We start from the raw sequence: 17117 nt of genomic DNA on the forward strand, positions 1-17117 counted from the left end.
ATTAAATTTGATTATCTTTTCATAAGTTGGTAAATGTCGATATATCCTGTATCTACAAGGAGTATCGACATTTTCTTTTTGGAAGATACTTTGCATAAGTTGGCATTTAACCGTATAAGAATGCCATCAAAAGTAGTAAATAAGTAGTAAACTCTAGTCATACTACTAGGCTTATAACCGTTCCATTTCAGCTCTCGCAGAACTAAATGAACCATGTGCATAATAGCCAAGCGTCATAGTAATGTTTTTATGCCCCATAATATATTGCAATATATTAGGACTCATTCCTTTGTTAGCCATATTTGTACAGAGTGTATGCATAAAGATATATGGCGTAATCTTTGGTAGCTTGTCCTCATGGGTCTTGTTATACTTCTTGACTAACGCTCTTAACATGCTTTGATAATGAGTTGCTTGTTTTGGTAATCCATCTTGTTTAAGAAATAGGAAGTTCTGGTAACCATCAACAATGATTGGTTCTGCTTTAGCGTTCTTACGCCGTTCAACGATACGTTCAAATGATTGATAAGCTCTTTCAGTCATTGGAATTTCTCGCTTACCCTGTGTGGTCTTTGGAACTTCTACATAATAGCCAATCTTAGTATCACTCAACAATTGATGGTCTACCATAATGGCTTTATTTTTCATATCCAATTCTAAAGTCAAACCGCATAATTCAGAAATGCGTAGTCCTGTTTCTAAGAGGATAACAACATCATCATAATATTTACAATAAGTCTTATCGCTCTCCATAAAGGATAATAAGCCCATTTCCTGTTCTGGTGTTAGAGCGATTTTTGGTTCTGTTGTATCTTCCAAAACATCACTTAACTGAAAATTAAATGGATTCTTTCTAATACAGTCGTCTTGAATTGCCATGAAAAACGACGCTTTCAGTGAGCGCTTATAATTGCCAATGGATTTATAAGCACACCCATCTTCACTCATTCGGATAGCCCAGCTTTTAGCGTCTGATAATTTAACCATATCAATGCTTTTTGCACCTAGTGGGTCATTGATAGTATCTATATTTTGATTTATAATTTATACATTTTTTTAAAAACAGACTTTTAACTGTAAAGAATCTATGTATAAACTTAGCTATGTTGTCCGTGTATCTACAAAGGATCTTGACGAGCTAAAAAGGCATTGTGATGAAGTCAAAGACTTTTACGACGACTTATCAATCAAGCTCGTGCATCCCTTTGGGGATATGTTGGGATTGCATGGCGAATTTATTCCTGTCAGCAAACGTTACATCAATGATTATATTCAATATGTCACTTCGGATTTTTTGGCTGGACTTGGTTTTGGAGCGACACAAACCCTTGGCGAACATGAGGATATCTATGTTAGCTACAATCTGGACACTGGAAAGAATGTCTATCTAAAACCTGCCCTTGCTAGTCAAGGGGTAAAGGGTTCTATTACCAATGCGTTAGCGTCTGCGTTTATCGGTTCATTGGGTGGTGGTAAATTATTCAGTAACAATATGCTTGTTTACTATGCGGTACTATTCGGCGGATAGGCGGTCATAGTTGACCCTAAAGCAAAACGCGGCAAATGGAAAGAAACGCTACCAGAAATAGCCCATGAGATAAACATTGTCAATTTAACCAGTGATGATGAAAACAAAGGATTGCTTGACCATTACGTCATTTTGAGCCGTAAAAAGGATTCTGAAAGTTTAGCGATTGATATCCTAACATTTCTTACTGGTATCTCCAGTCGTGACAGTGATAAGTTTTTGCAGAAAAATGACAACTGGAAAATAATAATGGAATAGTTTCTATGTAAATATATTTTTACTATCTTACCTAACTAATTGAAAGATGATATAATTTAATCAAAGATTTGGTAAGGAGGGATGAATATGCATTTAATTGATTTTATGAATGAAGATATTAAAAAGAAGCTTGTTAAAAAAACGTATAAAAAGAAAGAGACTATTCTTTTTGCTGAGCAAGAAAATGAATATGTAATTCTTATGATTGACGGTATTGCAGAAGCATTCATCTTAAATGTGAAAGGAAACATCTCAACGATTCATCTTTATAGAAGTGGTAGTTTTTTTGGAGAAATGGAACAATTTAATGATGGGAAAAAACCCGTTGAAATTGTCGCTTTCACAGATTGTAATGTATATAAACTTCATAGAGATGATTTTTTAAACTGGTTAAGGGGAGATTTTGAAGCTACAAAATTTCTGATTCGAGAAATATCTAGTAAATTAGTTGTAAATGCTGAATTAATTGAAGAATTATCATCTTTAAGTGTTAAAGAACGACTTCTGAGGTGTATATCCTTACACTATTATAGAAGTGAATTAAATCTGCTTACCAAAAAACAGCTTGCTAGCGAAGTAAACGCTCCAATTAGAAGCATTAATCGTGCTATAAATGAATGTGTACAAGAACATCTAATTGCTTATGAAAACAAAAGATTTAGTGTAATTAATCAGCGAGAGGTATTAAAGAATCTTCCTACAACATAAGTATAATTTCAAAAAAGTATTGAATAATAATTATTCAATGCTTTTTTATTTCGGGTCAAGTGACCTATTTTTTTTTATTTCTTCATTATATAATACTCCTATGCATAATTATGTTGGATTGATAGCTAATAAAAGACAGTGAGAGGTGTTATATTATGACTAAAACACAACAGAAAATGATACAAAACGTATTAGAATTTTCAAAAAGAGATAGTAGGATAATAGGACTTGCAATTAGCGGTTCTTATATCACAAAATCGTTAGATGAATATTCTGATTTGGATTTTCTGATTGTAGCAGATGATAAATCCTATGAAGAAGTTATCGAAGAGAGATTACTTATTGTGGAACAGTTTGGAACATTAGTTTCTGCTTTTACTGGCGAACATGTTGGAGAACCTCGATTGATAATTTCCCTCTATGATTCCCCTGTTCTTCATGTTGATTTTAAGTTTACAACCTTAGATGGTTTACTAGATAGGGTTGAAGATTCAGCTATTCTCTATGAAGAAAACAACTGCATAACAGAAATTTATTCTAAAAAAGAAGCATACTTCCCAACTCCAGACTTACAGTGGATTGAAGATAGATTTTGGATTTGGGTTCATTACGCTTGCACTAAGATTGGACGTAGAGAACTATTTGAAACAATTGATTTTTTATCTTTTTTAAGACAATCAGTACTTGCCCCATTAATACAACTTCTCTTAGGTAAATTACCTCGTGGAGTTAGAAAAATTGAATTGGACGCACCCCAATATATTGAAGCATTAGAAAAGACGGTTGCTAACCATGAATATAAAAGCTGTGTTAATGCATTGCAGGCTACTATCAACCTGTATCTTGAGTTAAGAGAGGAATTATCACAAAGTCCTATTGTCCGAAAGGTTGAAGCTGAAAGGGTTGCATTACAGTATTTTCAAGATTTAATCAAATAAACCCAAAGTAAAAAAATATTGAATAGTAAATATTCAGTGTTTTTTCATTTTTGGTCAAATGACCTAGATTAGTTGTTGTAACAATTCTATAATTATTTTGAAAGTAACAGTATGGAGGATAACTATGAGTGATATTTTAAGTAGAATTACAAATAAAATTGGGGATAAGAATATAGTTGATAAGTTATCAGCTCTATCAAAATCAGATTTGAACTCACTTCTATTAGAAGTGTTTGATAGACAAGCAAATACTTTAACTGCAACTGATATTCTAAAGTCATACCAACTAAATAGATTTACTATCCCTAGCGGTATAGATCCAGAAGAAATTCATGCTTTGGAATCAAATTTATTGAGAAAAGCATTCAATATGGATATCAAGACGATTATGCTTTCTCCCTCTGCCCCATTAGGTAGCTGTAGCGTTTTTGGCTCCGTAGATCAATATAACGTAGTAAGTGCTCTACGAGGGACAGAAACACTTGCAGACCCCTCAAATATGTTGGCAATAATTATTGCTGATAAATTAAAAAGAAAAGAAGAAAATAATACCATACCTATCCACATGGCTACTACTGCTAGGGTAATAAGAGCACAAAATTTTGTAGGTAAAGGTTTATATTCACATTTTGGCTTATATTGTATGGTTTCATCTGGTATAGATACAGGGTCTTACACTTGTGAAAAAATGTTGTTAGAAAAGCACTTAAACTATTATAAAGATATATTAAGTGAAATAGAAAATGTTCGTTTCTCTATTATTCTACGCAAAAGAAACGGATACAAAGATAATGACGGATTTTTCGACAGAATGGTTGAAACTATCAAACTTATTTTTCCTAATATAGAGTTATCAATTCATAATGATGATGTTGATAATAATTATTATAAAGGTATCAATTTCAAAATATCGGTCAAACAAGGAAATGAAACCGTTGAAATAGCTGACGGTGGATTTGTTGACTGGACTTATCAAATGCTTGGAAATAAAAAAGAACGCTGTTTGATAAGTGGTATTGGCTTAGAAAGATTTCTTGTAGCTGTTTCATAAAAGGAGAAGAAAAATGGAACTTATAGAGTGGAATTATGCTTATATTACCGAGTTAGTTGAGTTTGCGAATGATAAAGAAATTGCAAACAATCTTCGTGACAACTTCCCCCACCCTTATAGGGAGCAAAACGCTAGAGATTTTATTAGTTTTTGTTTGGCAACTCCAGATGTTAAACAACTTAGCTATGCTATTTTTTATCAAGAAAGGGCTATTGGAAGTATCAGCCTAACATTTGAAGAAGATACCTCTATTAATAAAAATGCTGAATTAGGTTACTGGCTTGCTAGGAACTATTGGGGCAAAGGGATAGCAACAAATGCAATAAAAGAAATATGCAAAATTGCCTTTGAAAAATACAACCTTAACAAAATTCATGCTAATGTATATTCCTACAATAGAGGGTCAAGTAAAGTATTGGAAAAATGTGGTTTTAAGATTGAAGAATACTGTCACAATTCATAATAAAGAATAGAAACATGATTGATTGCCATGTATATAGTTTAATTCGACCGCAATAGCATTTATTAGAATTAACCTACTTTTTAATAACAGAATAAGTTTTTCCCCTCTATTAATTTCTTATGCATCTTTGTATTTTTATGAAAAGCTAGCCAATGCATATTTCCATACATCAATATGGTGGTGGCTTACAACCAATATAAATTAAATACGTTTTAAAGAATACACATTTTTGCCCTATAGGCAGAGTGTGTATTTTTTTCTCTTTTTTTTGAAATTTATCGAAGATTTAATTCCCTCCCACCGTGATAGGAGTAAGCAAGGTTATTTAACTCCTTGCGATGGAAAGAGGGTGAAATCTTATGGTTGATGAAAAGACAATTGAACATCAATTCGACAGTTTCTGTAAAACAGTTTTGCGTAACTATGCTAGAGATATTTATGACGAAAATAAACGCAGAAATGATTATTTGGTATCTCTCGAATCTTTGTCACTTGCAGAATTAAGTAAATTGAGTATTTTAGATGATTATGATTCTAACTACATCTGTATGGTTTCTTACGACTACAACATACGAATTGAAGATGTATTAATGGCACAAGCAATCGGAAAACTTACAAAAAGAAAACAAGATATAATTCTACTTTCATTCTTTCTCAACATGACAAATGCTGACATAGCAACATTGATGGATTTAGCAGAAAATACCATACATTATCACAAAACAAATGCACTAAAAGAGTTGAAAGAACTCATGGAGGAACATTGAAATGAAACCTACTAAAGAAGTATTACCTTTTACAATTATTTTACTTGCTGTACATGGCGATGTAAATGCAATAAACGGAATACTTAAACATTTTGAACACTATATCATTCGTCTTTCACAGAAAACTTTATTTGATGAATACGGAAATCCCTATATTCATGTAGAAGAAGAAACAAAGCGAATGCTAGGAACAAAACTAATCACTGCTATTTTGAGATTTAATTTGTCTTAATCTCGCCCTCTCTCCATGTATCAAGCTATTTGGTACATGGAGAATCACTAATTATTTGTCTATAAAAGCCCACAAGCTATTGTGATTTTTTATAGGCAAATCAATGCCGACTGTTCTTTGACAACTGAATAAAGTAGATAGATACGTTTGTGATACAGATAGCCAACAAATACTATACGCCATGACCTTAATCAAGAGAGCTACTATATAGTGATTTGTGAATAACCTTTGGAACGGTTGTTTTGCCGTAACCTGTACCACAGTATAATGATACACCTGTATGACACGGTTCTGCCCATAAGAATGGGATTGGTTGAAATACCAATGGAGCTTACCAAAGCCATCTATCTACTTCTGAACTACGAACATAGAAAGGAGTGATACATTCTATGAACAATACTGATGTACCTATTTGGGAAAAATATACCTTGACGATTGAAGAAGCGTCAAAATACTTTCGTATTGGAGAGAAAAAATTACGTAAACTTGCTGATGAAAACCTTGATTCTGGCTGGGTCATTATGAATAGCAATCGCATTCAAATAAAGAGAAAACAATTTGAGAAAATCGTTGATACACTTGACGTTATCTAATGAAATTGAGCCTTATATGTTATAATATTCATATGACGTATCAAGCTCAATTCGGTTATTGAGAGGAGCTTCTTATCATGTCAACTGAAAAAAGACGAGATAATAAAGATAGAATTTTAAGAACTGGAGAGAGCCAGAGAAAAGATGGAAGATACGCATATAAGTATGTATATTCATTTGGTAAACCACAATTTGTTTACTCTTGGAAACTTGTACCTACTGATAAACCCCCAAAGGGAAAACGTGATGATATATCATTAAGGGATAAGGAAAAAGCAATACAAAATGACCTTGATGATAGCATTGACACTATTGGTAAGAAAATGACAGTTTGTCAGTTATACGCTAAAAAGAATGTACTAAGAAAGAATATCCGACTTAACACTAAAAAAGGACGCCATTATCTTATGAAGATTCTTAACAAGGAGTGATTCTGTGAAGAGATGTATTGTAGTAGTGGAATAGTCAAAAACATAATATATATTAAAGGAGAGATTTAAATATGACTATTCCAAGTTCAAATAAGGTATATCCAAGAAGTAATGATTATCAAACTGTATATCTTAAAAATGTAATAACAAGGGAAAATATAGAAGTTGGAGATTACACAATATATAATGACTTTTATAATGACCCAAGAGATTTTGAGAAAAACAATGTATTGTATCATTACCCTATAAACAATGATAAATTAATAATTGGTAAGTTTTGCTCAATAGCATGTAATGCAAAATTTCTAATGACTAGTGGAAATCACTCAATGAAATCAAAATCCACATATACTTTTCCCATCTTTTATGAAGAATGGAAACTCGATATCAACCATATAACGGACGCTTGGGACAATAAGGGTAACATTATAATTGGAAATGATGTGTGGATAGGTTATGATTCTATAATTATGTCAGGTGTAAATATTGGTGATGGTGCAATTATTGGAACAAGAGCAGTAGTTACTAATGACGTCCCACCGTATTCTATTGTTGGAGGAGTACCTGCAAAAATTATAAAAAAGAGATTTAATAATGATACAATTTCAAAATTATTAGAAATTAAATGGTGGGATTGGCCATATAAAAAAATTCAATCAAACATTAAGCATATTCAATCAGGAAATATTGATAAATTAGTTTAATATTTTATAATTTATTTATATTAAACTTTACTTTAATAATCATTTTATAAGAGCTTTTTCAAAATTTGTATATTATTTTAATATATATAAATTTAATACAACATTAAATAAAATAAAAAGTAAAGTTACTTAATAAAAAGTTACTTTACTTTTTATTATTTAAATTCCTGTTTTTATTATAATAGGTAAAATTCTATTAAACTAGTTCACATTTTCATTATTATTGATATATTATATATGAATATACCATTTTGTTTTTTAATAAAAAAATCATGCTACATCAATAGTAAGCAACTATTAATGTAGCATGATTTTTTGTATCTAAATAATCTTAGTATTTACCTATCAATATAGATTGATATATCAAAAACTATAGTCTTCTATATTCTTCTCTTTTTAGCTTTTGGTTACTTAGATAGTAATCAATTTCATCAATTAAACGTTGTTTATCATCAGGTAATACACCTTTTAAATTAGCATAATTTGATGCATGATTACTTCTAAATACAATTTTTTCATTAGCATCTATATTCTTTATCATCTCTTTAATTTCTTGTAACACAGCCTTATCCTCTAGTATTGTAAACTCTCCTGCCTTAAGTAAATCGTAAAGTTCAGTATTAGGTTCTACCATTAAACTAAGTACACCCACATAATCTGGTGAAATTGCTCCTAACATTTTTCCTGTATCAACTGCATGCTGATGTGTTTTTTTAGTTCCTCCAAGACCTGCTATTACAGTGGCTGATAATTTAATCCCACTTTTTTTAACTTTTCTACCAACTTTTATTAATTGTTCACTACTAAAACCTTTCTTAATATCTTCTAATACTTCATTGCTTCCACTTTCAAGCCCTAGATAAATCATTTTAACACCAAGTTTTCTTAATTCTTTAAGTTCATCATCAGATTTTTTCTCTATAGATTTAGGAGAGCCGTACATAGTAATTCTTTCACACTCTGGAAAAACTTCTTTTATATATAAAATAATATCTCTTAATTTCTCCATTGGTATTATCAATGCATCTCCATCTGCTAAGAATATTCTTTCTACATGCTTATAATATCTTCTAAATATATCAATTTCATTTTTTATTACTTCTAGTGGCTTTATTTTAAATTTTTTAGATTTGTACATACTACAAAACGTACATTTGTTATGAGAACATCCTAGTGTGACTTGTATTATAAGACTATAAGCCTCACTTGGTGGTCTGTAAAGTGGCATATCGTATTCCATATTAAAATCCCCCTTGTAATAAAATATTCATTCTATTATATTATTAATATTTACTTTAAATAATAACTTATAAAATTATATTTTTTAAATTTTAGTTTAAGATATATTCTTTAAAAATTTAATGATACTATTGGCAGTAATATTAAGTTGTTTTTCTTGACTTATAATAGCATCATTATCTCCCTTTTGTTTTCCATAATCTCCAAATTGTGCATGATTTCCTCCTTCAATCTCAACATAAGTTGTATCATCAGGAAGTTTTTGTTTTGATTCTACAAGACTTTTAAAATTGACTACTCCATCTTTGCTCCCCCATATAGATATAACTTTTTTTCCTAATTCTTTCAACTCATCACCCATTGGATAAGAAGCTAAAAATACAACGCCTTCAATTAATTTATTATCACGTGCAAAATTTGATGCTGCAACTCCTCCTAATGAATGACCTCCTATTACCCAATGTTCTATGTTGTTGTAAGAATCCATAACTTTCTGTGCCTTATTAGTTCCAAGTATAGCTAGATTAAGTGGCATCTTTACGATTACAACCTCATATCCACTTTCTGCTATTTTTCTTGCAAGTGGAGCATAAGATTCTATTTCTACTTTAGCTCCTGGATACAAAATTAAACCTTTAGAAACTTTTCTTCCTTTTGGTGTAAATGAAATGTTTTCATTTACAGTTACTTCAACTTTACTATTGCTGACTAGAGCTTCTTTTGCCAGCTTTTGAGGTTCATATGTTTTATTTATCCATATGAAAAAGCCAAGCAAAATCAATACAAATAGTATACCTATTCCCTTAAATATCTTATTCTTTATGTTAAATTTTCTATTATTATTTTTATCATCTTTGTTCTCAACCTCATCATAAAGTAAAGGTCTCTCAAGTTCCATAGTTATACTAAATGTATCATATTTCTTATTACGCTTTACCTTTACATCTTTACTCATAAATCTAACCCCCATAATATTTGAATACTATTATAGTTTATCCTAAGTAAATTGTTTTTTCAACCAATGAAAAAAATCAATATTTTAACTATTTTCATATAAAATTCATAAATATATGTTTTTTGTTTTTTATATATTATTTTCTTTTAGTATTTTATAAAACAAATAGCCATATACTTTATTTTAAATATATGGCTATTCTATAATTTAATATCTAAGCTGCTTCTTTTATTGAAACTTTAGTTATATTACTTATTCTATACATTTCTTTGACACCATTTAGAGTTTGCAGTAAGTTTAGACATATTATCTTGTCACCTAGACTTTTAGTATTTACAATACTCTCTAAAATTACACTTCTTCCTTCATCATACTTATCTACATTGTAATTTGAAATATAATTAGTATCTCTCAATATTTTTTCAACATCTTCATCTTTTATTTTATTTTTATTAACATTTATATATAGATTATACATATTACTTATTAGTAATTTCTGATTTTCTAAAAAATCCTCTTGATGTTTATCTTTATATATAGCATTTATCAACATAAGTCTATCTTCAATAAGTGATGGTATCAATAATAAATTTTTTATATAGTAAACATCAGCTACATTTTCTATAGACTTATTGACTTCATCAATTATATTTTTAACTATTCCTTTATACATTTCTATAACATGTTGATAGCCTGTTTTAGCATCATATGGTAATATAAACTTATTTACTATTAATGCAATAATTGCTCCTAATGCTACATATGAAATCCTGCTTATGGTTAAAACATTTGGGTCTCCCATAACTACTGCTGAACCAAGAGCTGAAACAGTTACACATACCATTAATTTTCTATAATCAACCACATAAGAGTTTATATACCCTGCTAAAAGAACTATTAACGACCTTAATGTACTATCTTTTATTATTGAAAATAATACAATAAATATTACAGCTCCTATAAATGTACCTTCTATTCTTTTTCTAGACCTTTGTATACAATTTTCTGCGTAAGGTTGTGTTAATGAAAAGACAGTTAACATTATCCATCTTCCATCTCTTAAATGGAAATAATCCATAATAAAACCCGCTACAGCTGTAGCTAAAGCAATCTTTACTGCATAAGAAAATCTTATAGAATTTAAATTAAAGTTTTTCTTATATATTGATAGTCGTTTAAATTCATGAGGTATCTTTGATTTTCTTTCAGCTTTCTTTTCGTCTCTTGATTTTACTTTTTTATAATCTACTAAAAACTCATATAAATTTTCTAAAACACTATAAATTTCTTTTAAATTTATATTTTTAGTATCCTGAGCAATAACATAATCTCTAAATCCTAATATCTCTTTATCAGTTATGGTATCTTTATTTTCTAAACACATCTTAATATAGTTTATTTCTTTCGTTGCTACAACTAAAACATCTGATTTACTATTTATGCTACTTTCTTCTAAAATATTTTTTATATCTTCATCTTCAAATTCTTTACTATCCTTTTTGTATCTTTCCAGGATTAAACTTATTCTTTCTAATGAAAATAAAATATTCATTATGTCTATACCTCTAATACTGATATAAAAGTCATCTTTTCTATTATCAAAAATAACCATTTTCAAATTTTTAGATATAGAATTTATTCTATAATTACAGCTATCTATTTTTCTCATACTAGATTTAATTATAGAACTATCATCATTAATAGTATTTTTTAAAAGACTAATTTTTTCTAATAATTCATCACATATAGATATCAGTTCTTTATCTCCGACATTTTTCATCCTATTTCTATTCATAACAAATTGAGCAATCATTATTATAACTGCTCCAACAGCTAAAGCCGACAATCTCATAGGAAATTCACTTTTTCCTACAGGTATACTTACCATAAATATATACATTAGACCAAAAGGTACATATACTGCTCTTTTTAAGTCATAACTAAATACATACCCTATTATAAATAATGCTATAAAATTTAATAAAACTCCTAAATACATATTTTGTACTGCAAAAAATGATAGTATTCCTAAGATTATATTTATTGCTAAATACTTCAGTAAATTTTTAATTGGAGAAATAGTTAAATCTCTTTCCAAGAGTGTTAGCATAGCTGTTACTATACCTACACCTATAAGTGTATTTTTACTTCCAAATAAATATATAAATATAGAAATAAATGCTATTATAAAAATAAACAACTTTGTTTTTGATATTACTAGTTTCTTTGTCATCATATCCCCCCTAAAAATTTCAACAAGACCAATTTTATCATATTTGTTATCTTATTCAAAATGCGCTTTTTTACGGTAGGACTTTAACTTTTTTTATATTTAGAACTATATAATTCATATATAAACGTATTTTTTATATATATAACCGATATATTTTCGTATGCTCCCATATTTTTTTTGTTTCAAATATTTTTTCAAAAATATAAAAATAACTCTCTCAATAATACTAAAAATGCATTTATCAAGAGAGTTATAATTTATACAATAAATTTAATTAAGCTTTTCTTTACCTAATATATAAGTTCCAAGACCCATAAATAAAGCTCCTCCAACAATATTTCCAAGTGTTACAGCTACTAAATTATAAATAGCTCCTCCAATAGTAACTGTACTTATTGTTGGTGAAAATAATGAAACACTATAAATTGTCATATTTGCTACACTATGCTCAAAGCCTGATGTTATAAAAGCAAATAAACATAAGAATATCATAATTATTTTTGCAGTATCACTATTAGTTCTAAACGAACACAACACTGATACACATACTAGAATATTACATAAAATCCCTCTAAAGAAAAGAGCTGTAAATGGCATGGATGCTTTACTAGCTGCTGTATTTGCAAAAAATTCAGCTACAGGTCCTTTGTCTACTAGACCAGTTCCTACAAATATAATGCCTAAAACCAAAGCTCCGATTAAATTACCTACCCAACTGTATGCCCATATTTTAGAAGTATCTTTTATACTTACACCTTTATTTAACATACCAGCAGACATAACCATATTGTTTCCAGTAAATAACTCTGTTCCCGTCATTATAACCAAACTTAGTGCTATTGCAAATGATAACCCCATTACTATCTTAGTCATAGGTGAACCTGCATCAGTCAAAAGTCCTCCAATAGTAAATATCAAAAGTATACCTATACCTACATAAAGTCCTGCAAACGCAGAAGATACCAAATATTTTACTTTACTTGTGTTTAATAAATTTATCTTATTTATAGCTGCATTAGTTAATTTATCCAAAGTTTCTTTATGCATAATTCCCTCTTCCTTCTATTAAATTTTAATTTATTCAAATATATGTTTTACTCAATTTATAGATATTTAATTCCACTCCAGTATATGTTTTCGTACATTTTAGTTATTTCTGGAAGCTCTACACCTTCAAGTGCCCATTTTTTAAATTCCATAAATCCTGTTCTATCAATTATATATCCTATATGTTCTTTTCCTCCTGGTGCATCTTTATCTATATACTTTTCTACATATCTATAAGTATTAAGTATTATCTTTATTATGCTGTCCTCATCTACCCATAAAAGAAAATCTTCTGCTAGTCTAGGTTTTTTCTTTCCTGTTCTACCCATTATAGCTAATCTATAGTATTTTTTCTCATCTCTAGTCCATGCATTTGTTGGGCAATTTAGTACACACTCTCCACAGCCTATACACTTATCTTTATCTCTTACCACCTTATTATTTTCTGTTTTTAATGCTCCAACAGATATCTTAGAACATTTTTTTACACATGCTCCACAATTTACACATCTATCCTTTTCATATATTGGTAAAGCCATACCAATAATTCCAAAGTCATTCATTCTAGCTTTTATACAATCATTTGGACAACCAGTTAAAGCCACTTTAAAATGTAAATCATTTGGAAATATAGCTTTTTCTATTCTTTTAGCAAATTCAGTTGTATTATATTGAGCCTTTGGACAGACTTTATTTCCTATACAAGCTGCTATATTTCTTGTACCTGCCGCTGGATAACCTGCGTTTTTCTCACTTTGATTTATATTCATTTTTTCAATAACAGGTTGTATAATTTTATTTATATCTTCCATATCTTCCATATTTATTCCTAATATTTCAAACCCCTGTCTTGTAGTTATGTGCACCTGTCCATTGCCGTACTCACTTGCAATTTTAGAAACTATAGCTAAACTTTCAGGGTCAATAAGACCACCAGGTACTCTAACTCTTAAAGAAGTCTCATATTTTGTTTTTGTAATTCTATAAGCATTTTTCATTACTTTTTTGGTATTTAAATCTCTTATCACAAACTTCACCCCCTAATCAATAAGATTTTTAGCATATGAATAATCAAATACTGGTCCATCTAAACATATGTAAGTATCATCCATTTTACAATGTCCACATTTACCTATTCCACAACACATTTTTCTTTCATAAGAAACCCAAATGTTCTTTTCATCTAAATCTCTTTTTAAAAATTCTTCTACTGTAAATTTCATCATCATTGGAGGTCCAACTACAACTATAGAAGTATTGTTTATATCTTTCATATCCAATTCTGGTATGTATTTTGTTACTAATCCTACATTACCACTATATCCTTCCTCTGCTCCATCTACAGTAACTAAAATATCAAGTTTTTTACTCCATCTCTTTAAATCATCTGCAAATAAAATATCTTTTGGTGATTTAAATCCTACTATTAATTTAAACTTTTCGCATTTTTCTTTATTATTATAAAAATATTCAACTATTCCTCTTACAGGGGCTAATGCACTTCCTCCTGCCACTACTACAATTTCTCTTCCTTCATAAAGGGATACATCAAATCCATTTCCATAAGGACCTCTTATAAAAAAAGAATCTCCTTCTTTATAATTAAACAACTCGCTAGTTACTTTTCCTACATTTCTTATTGTAAAGTCAATATAATCCTCTCCATATCCTGATACTGATATTGGACTTTCACCGTATTTAGGTATAGATATCTCATAAAACTTTCCAGGCAATACACCTTTTGTATTGCAGTTTACTCTAAAAGTCCATTCTTTATCAGTATGTTTAACTATATCTAGTATTTTTGCACTTACTGGTATATATGGGTTCATTTATACTTCCTCCTTACTAATTACTAAATCATTTATTTTTTCTATACACTTTGAAAATGATATGTATTGCGGACAGGCATCATCACATCTTCCACAGCCAACACACATATGATATCCGAATCTTTTTTTAAAATCATGTATTTTATGCATAGTTTTAAATCTCATTCTTTCGCCTTGTTTTTTTCTAAAAGAATTTCCACCTGCTATATCTGTATATCCATCTACTTGACAAGAAGCCCAAACCCTTCTTCTCTCACCTACATTTTCGTTTTCCTTATAGAAAATATCCTGCATTGTAAAACATGAACATGTTGGACATACAAAATTACATCTACCACATCCTATACATCTTGTATCATATTCATCCCATATTGAATTTCCTATCATTTCATTTGAATCAATATTCTCTGGCACATCTACAGATATTAAATTATCAGTTACATAATCAACATTAAATTCAGTTGCTTCTCCATTAAATACTTCAAATTCACTATCCTTTAAATCTAAGTACAGTGTATCTCCTTCTATATTTAATCCAATTGAATAATTATCAGTTTTGTTAGAATCCATGCTCACACAAAAACAGTTTCTAAAACTTTCCTTACACCCTACAAGTGCAAACTTTACTTTATCTCTGATATTTTTATAAAAATAATCTTTTTCTTCACCATTATTTAGATATATTTCATCAAGTCTTTTTATACCATTTATGTCACAAGCTCTTAAGAAAATTAAAATTTTCTTGTTGTCTAAATCGCTTTCCTTAAACTCTTTTTCAGTAAAATAAAACAATACTTGATTTATGGGAAGTACAACTTCTTTTGGTGAAAAGTTTGCTTTCTTAGCAAATTCCATTTCTTCAAAAGCGTTTACCTCCTTGTATCTTATAACATCAGTATCTGAAAAAGTACCTTTAAATGGGATTAAAACTGGTGCAAATATCTTGTAGTCTTTTTTTAGATAATTCAGACCTTCATTGAACTTAGATGAATCTAATTTTAGTTTCATTTTTATCACCTTTCTTATATTTTAGTTTTACTTACTTGCTATCTTGTTTAAATCTTAACACTTTATTTTCTATGCTTCCGTGATAATTATCACAGTTTCAAAAATAATAAAAAAAATATTAATGGAGTTTATTAAGTTCTGTTAATATTTTTTTATTATCTACATTATTCAATTTCAAATCTAATCACTTAAATACAATCATTAAGTACAATAAAACTACTATCTACTCAATTTTTTGAATAAAAAAGAATCTTATTTGTTTTTTTATACAATTCAATAGGGTAAAATAAAAATTAATAAATTAGACAATAAAAAAGAATCTATAAATAGATTCTCTTAATAATATTTTTATTTAATTAAAATTCTAATAATACTCTTACTTAATCATAATTAATTATTTTTAAAATACCTTGATAATTCAATTTCTTTAACATAAAAACCTTTATTGTCAATTTTAATAAGTTCTTCTTTTTGCAATACCTTTATCATTCTGGAAACAGTCTCCCTTTTACAGCCAAGCATATCAGCTAAATATGTAACTGTAATATTTACATTTAGTAAAGTCCATTCTCCACAGCAAACTCCAAATTCTCTACTTAACCTATATAATTTTGCTGCAAGTTTTTTATCTACTTTTATGGATATAGAATTTTTCAACTGTCTATATAAACGTCTTATTCTTCTTTCCATATAAGAAATAATATCCTTTGTAAGTTGAAAATCATTTTGCATAAGTTCTAAAAATTCTTCAATACTATAATAAGCTACAATTGAATTTTCAAATGCTTCACAGCCAACAGTAGAGTTTTTAGAAGCGTCAAGTGTAATATCATTTATGACTTCCCCACTATTTAATATGAAAATTACTTTTCTCTCTCCATTTTCACTTATCTTAAAAATAGATACCTTTCCTTCTAAAAGTATATAAACACTGTCTAAGCTATCTTTTTCATAAAATAAAATTTCTTTTTTTTGTAATCTTTTTAGTTTAACTTTTTCTTTAAGTTGATTCTTCGTTTTAGTACTTAAATTATTAAAAATTATTACTTTATCAATATTATAATCTTTTAATTTAGACATGTAATATCTCTCCATTCCTAAATTTTTAAGAGAGCTCTATAAAACATTAC

At 29.0% G+C, this 17117-nt stretch carries 16 protein-coding genes and 3 pseudogenes; 10 read left to right on the forward strand and 9 right to left on the reverse strand.

Annotated elements, in window-relative coordinates; translation table 11 throughout:
* Positions 1-171: 171 nt before the first annotated feature.
* A pseudogene (locus CDIF1296T_RS11705) lies at positions 172-1017 on the reverse strand (tyrosine-type recombinase/integrase); the annotation flags it as partial.
* A gap of 61 nt (positions 1018-1078) precedes the next feature.
* On the opposite strand from CDIF1296T_RS11705, the pseudogene CDIF1296T_RS11710 reads away from it, so the two are divergent.
* From CDIF1296T_RS11710 to CDIF1296T_RS11755, 10 genes and pseudogenes are all read left to right on the forward strand, one after another.
* Positions 1079-1747: pseudogene (locus CDIF1296T_RS11710) on the forward strand (ATP-binding protein); the annotation flags it as partial.
* Positions 1748-1873: 126 nt separating this feature from the next.
* Entirely contained in the window at positions 1874-2494 is a 621-nt protein-coding gene (locus CDIF1296T_RS11715) for a Crp/Fnr family transcriptional regulator (protein WP_009897384.1), read from the forward strand.
* Between the two features lie 155 nt (positions 2495-2649).
* Entirely contained in the window at positions 2650-3432 is a 783-nt protein-coding gene (locus CDIF1296T_RS11720) for an aminoglycoside 6-adenylyltransferase (protein ID WP_009897386.1), read from the forward strand.
* Positions 3433-3556: 124 nt separating this feature from the next.
* The gene (locus CDIF1296T_RS11725) at positions 3557-4483 is read left to right on the forward strand and encodes a hypothetical protein (protein WP_009897388.1); all 927 of its coding nucleotides are present in this window, start codon (positions 3557-3559) and stop codon (positions 4481-4483) included.
* A gap of 13 nt (positions 4484-4496) precedes the next feature.
* Positions 4497-4946, forward strand: a complete 450-nt coding sequence (locus CDIF1296T_RS11730) for a GNAT family N-acetyltransferase (protein WP_009897390.1) — start codon at positions 4497-4499, stop codon at positions 4944-4946.
* Positions 4947-5359: 413 nt separating this feature from the next.
* Complete coding sequence (locus CDIF1296T_RS11735) at positions 5360-5713, forward strand: RNA polymerase sigma factor (RefSeq protein ID WP_231298874.1); 354 nt, start codon at positions 5360-5362, stop codon at positions 5711-5713.
* Between the two features lies 1 nt (position 5714).
* Entirely contained in the window at positions 5715-5945 is a 231-nt protein-coding gene (locus CDIF1296T_RS11740) for a helix-turn-helix domain-containing protein (RefSeq protein ID WP_009897394.1), read from the forward strand.
* Between the two features lie 389 nt (positions 5946-6334).
* The gene (locus CDIF1296T_RS11745; RefSeq protein WP_009897396.1) at positions 6335-6538 is read left to right on the forward strand and encodes an excisionase; all 204 of its coding nucleotides are present in this window, start codon (positions 6335-6337) and stop codon (positions 6536-6538) included.
* 77 nt (positions 6539-6615) lie between these two features.
* A pseudogene (locus CDIF1296T_RS11750) lies at positions 6616-6966 on the forward strand (integrase DNA-binding domain-containing protein); the annotation flags it as partial.
* Positions 6967-7040: 74 nt separating this feature from the next.
* Complete coding sequence (locus CDIF1296T_RS11755) at positions 7041-7673, forward strand: CatB-related O-acetyltransferase (protein WP_003433837.1); 633 nt, start codon at positions 7041-7043, stop codon at positions 7671-7673.
* 370 nt (positions 7674-8043) lie between these two features.
* Here CDIF1296T_RS11755 and CDIF1296T_RS11760 read toward each other — a convergent pair whose 3' ends face one another.
* The 8 genes from CDIF1296T_RS11760 to CDIF1296T_RS11795 all read right to left on the reverse strand — a co-directional run bounded on the left by CDIF1296T_RS11760 (position 8044) and on the right by CDIF1296T_RS11795 (position 17067).
* Complete coding sequence (locus tag CDIF1296T_RS11760) at positions 8044-8913, reverse strand: radical SAM protein (protein WP_003433836.1); 870 nt, start codon at positions 8911-8913, stop codon at positions 8044-8046.
* A 96-nt stretch (positions 8914-9009) separates the two neighbouring features.
* Positions 9010-9867 carry an alpha/beta hydrolase gene (locus CDIF1296T_RS11765; RefSeq protein ID WP_009890403.1) on the reverse strand — a complete coding sequence of 286 codons (858 nt, stop codon included), beginning with the start codon at positions 9865-9867 and terminating at the stop codon, positions 9010-9012.
* Between the two features lie 214 nt (positions 9868-10081).
* Positions 10082-12100, reverse strand: coding sequence for an FUSC family protein (locus CDIF1296T_RS11770; protein WP_009897400.1), 2019 nt, complete (start codon positions 12098-12100; stop codon positions 10082-10084).
* A 270-nt stretch (positions 12101-12370) separates the two neighbouring features.
* On the reverse strand, positions 12371-13147 hold the full coding sequence (locus tag CDIF1296T_RS11775) for a formate/nitrite transporter family protein (RefSeq protein ID WP_003433833.1): 777 nt from the start codon (positions 13145-13147) through the stop codon (positions 12371-12373).
* Between the two features lie 56 nt (positions 13148-13203).
* Complete coding sequence (asrC, locus tag CDIF1296T_RS11780) at positions 13204-14175, reverse strand: sulfite reductase subunit C (protein WP_009897403.1); 972 nt, start codon at positions 14173-14175, stop codon at positions 13204-13206.
* Between the two features lie 12 nt (positions 14176-14187).
* Positions 14188-14979, reverse strand: a complete 792-nt coding sequence (gene asrB, locus CDIF1296T_RS11785; protein WP_003433831.1) for an anaerobic sulfite reductase subunit AsrB — start codon at positions 14977-14979, stop codon at positions 14188-14190.
* Positions 14980-15987 carry an anaerobic sulfite reductase subunit AsrA gene (asrA, locus tag CDIF1296T_RS11790; protein ID WP_009897405.1) on the reverse strand — a complete coding sequence of 336 codons (1008 nt, stop codon included), beginning with the start codon at positions 15985-15987 and terminating at the stop codon, positions 14980-14982.
* 390 nt (positions 15988-16377) lie between these two features.
* Positions 16378-17067 (reverse strand): Crp/Fnr family transcriptional regulator, encoded by a 690-nt coding sequence (locus tag CDIF1296T_RS11795; protein ID WP_018112794.1) that lies wholly within the window; start codon positions 17065-17067, stop codon positions 16378-16380.
* Positions 17068-17117: the final 50 nt, after the last annotated feature.

Origin of the sequence: Clostridioides difficile ATCC 9689 = DSM 1296 (assembly GCF_001077535.1) — a bacterium.
Classification (GTDB): Bacteria; Bacillota; Clostridia; order Peptostreptococcales; family Peptostreptococcaceae; genus Clostridioides; species Clostridioides difficile.

Coding starts and splice junctions, on each gene's coding strand:
- asrA (WP_009897405.1), bottom strand. CDS start 15,987: ATGAAACTAAAATTAGATTCATCTAAGTTCAATGAAGGTCTGAATTAT.
- CDIF1296T_RS11760 (WP_003433836.1), bottom strand. CDS start 8,913: ATGGAATACGATATGCCACTTTACAGACCACCAAGTGAGGCTTATAGT.
- CDIF1296T_RS11740 (WP_009897394.1), top strand. CDS start 5,715: ATGAAACCTACTAAAGAAGTATTACCTTTTACAATTATTTTACTTGCT.
- CDIF1296T_RS11715 (WP_009897384.1), top strand. CDS start 1,874: ATGCATTTAATTGATTTTATGAATGAAGATATTAAAAAGAAGCTTGTT.
- CDIF1296T_RS11730 (WP_009897390.1), top strand. CDS start 4,497: ATGGAACTTATAGAGTGGAATTATGCTTATATTACCGAGTTAGTTGAG.
- CDIF1296T_RS11795 (WP_018112794.1), bottom strand. CDS start 17,067: ATGTCTAAATTAAAAGATTATAATATTGATAAAGTAATAATTTTTAAT.
- CDIF1296T_RS11765 (WP_009890403.1), bottom strand. CDS start 9,867: ATGAGTAAAGATGTAAAGGTAAAGCGTAATAAGAAATATGATACATTT.
- CDIF1296T_RS11770 (WP_009897400.1), bottom strand. CDS start 12,100: ATGACAAAGAAACTAGTAATATCAAAAACAAAGTTGTTTATTTTTATA.
- asrB (WP_003433831.1), bottom strand. CDS start 14,979: ATGAACCCATATATACCAGTAAGTGCAAAAATACTAGATATAGTTAAA.
- CDIF1296T_RS11725 (WP_009897388.1), top strand. CDS start 3,557: ATGAGTGATATTTTAAGTAGAATTACAAATAAAATTGGGGATAAGAAT.
- CDIF1296T_RS11720 (WP_009897386.1), top strand. CDS start 2,650: ATGACTAAAACACAACAGAAAATGATACAAAACGTATTAGAATTTTCA.
- CDIF1296T_RS11745 (WP_009897396.1), top strand. CDS start 6,335: ATGAACAATACTGATGTACCTATTTGGGAAAAATATACCTTGACGATT.
- CDIF1296T_RS11755 (WP_003433837.1), top strand. CDS start 7,041: ATGACTATTCCAAGTTCAAATAAGGTATATCCAAGAAGTAATGATTAT.
- CDIF1296T_RS11775 (WP_003433833.1), bottom strand. CDS start 13,147: ATGCATAAAGAAACTTTGGATAAATTAACTAATGCAGCTATAAATAAG.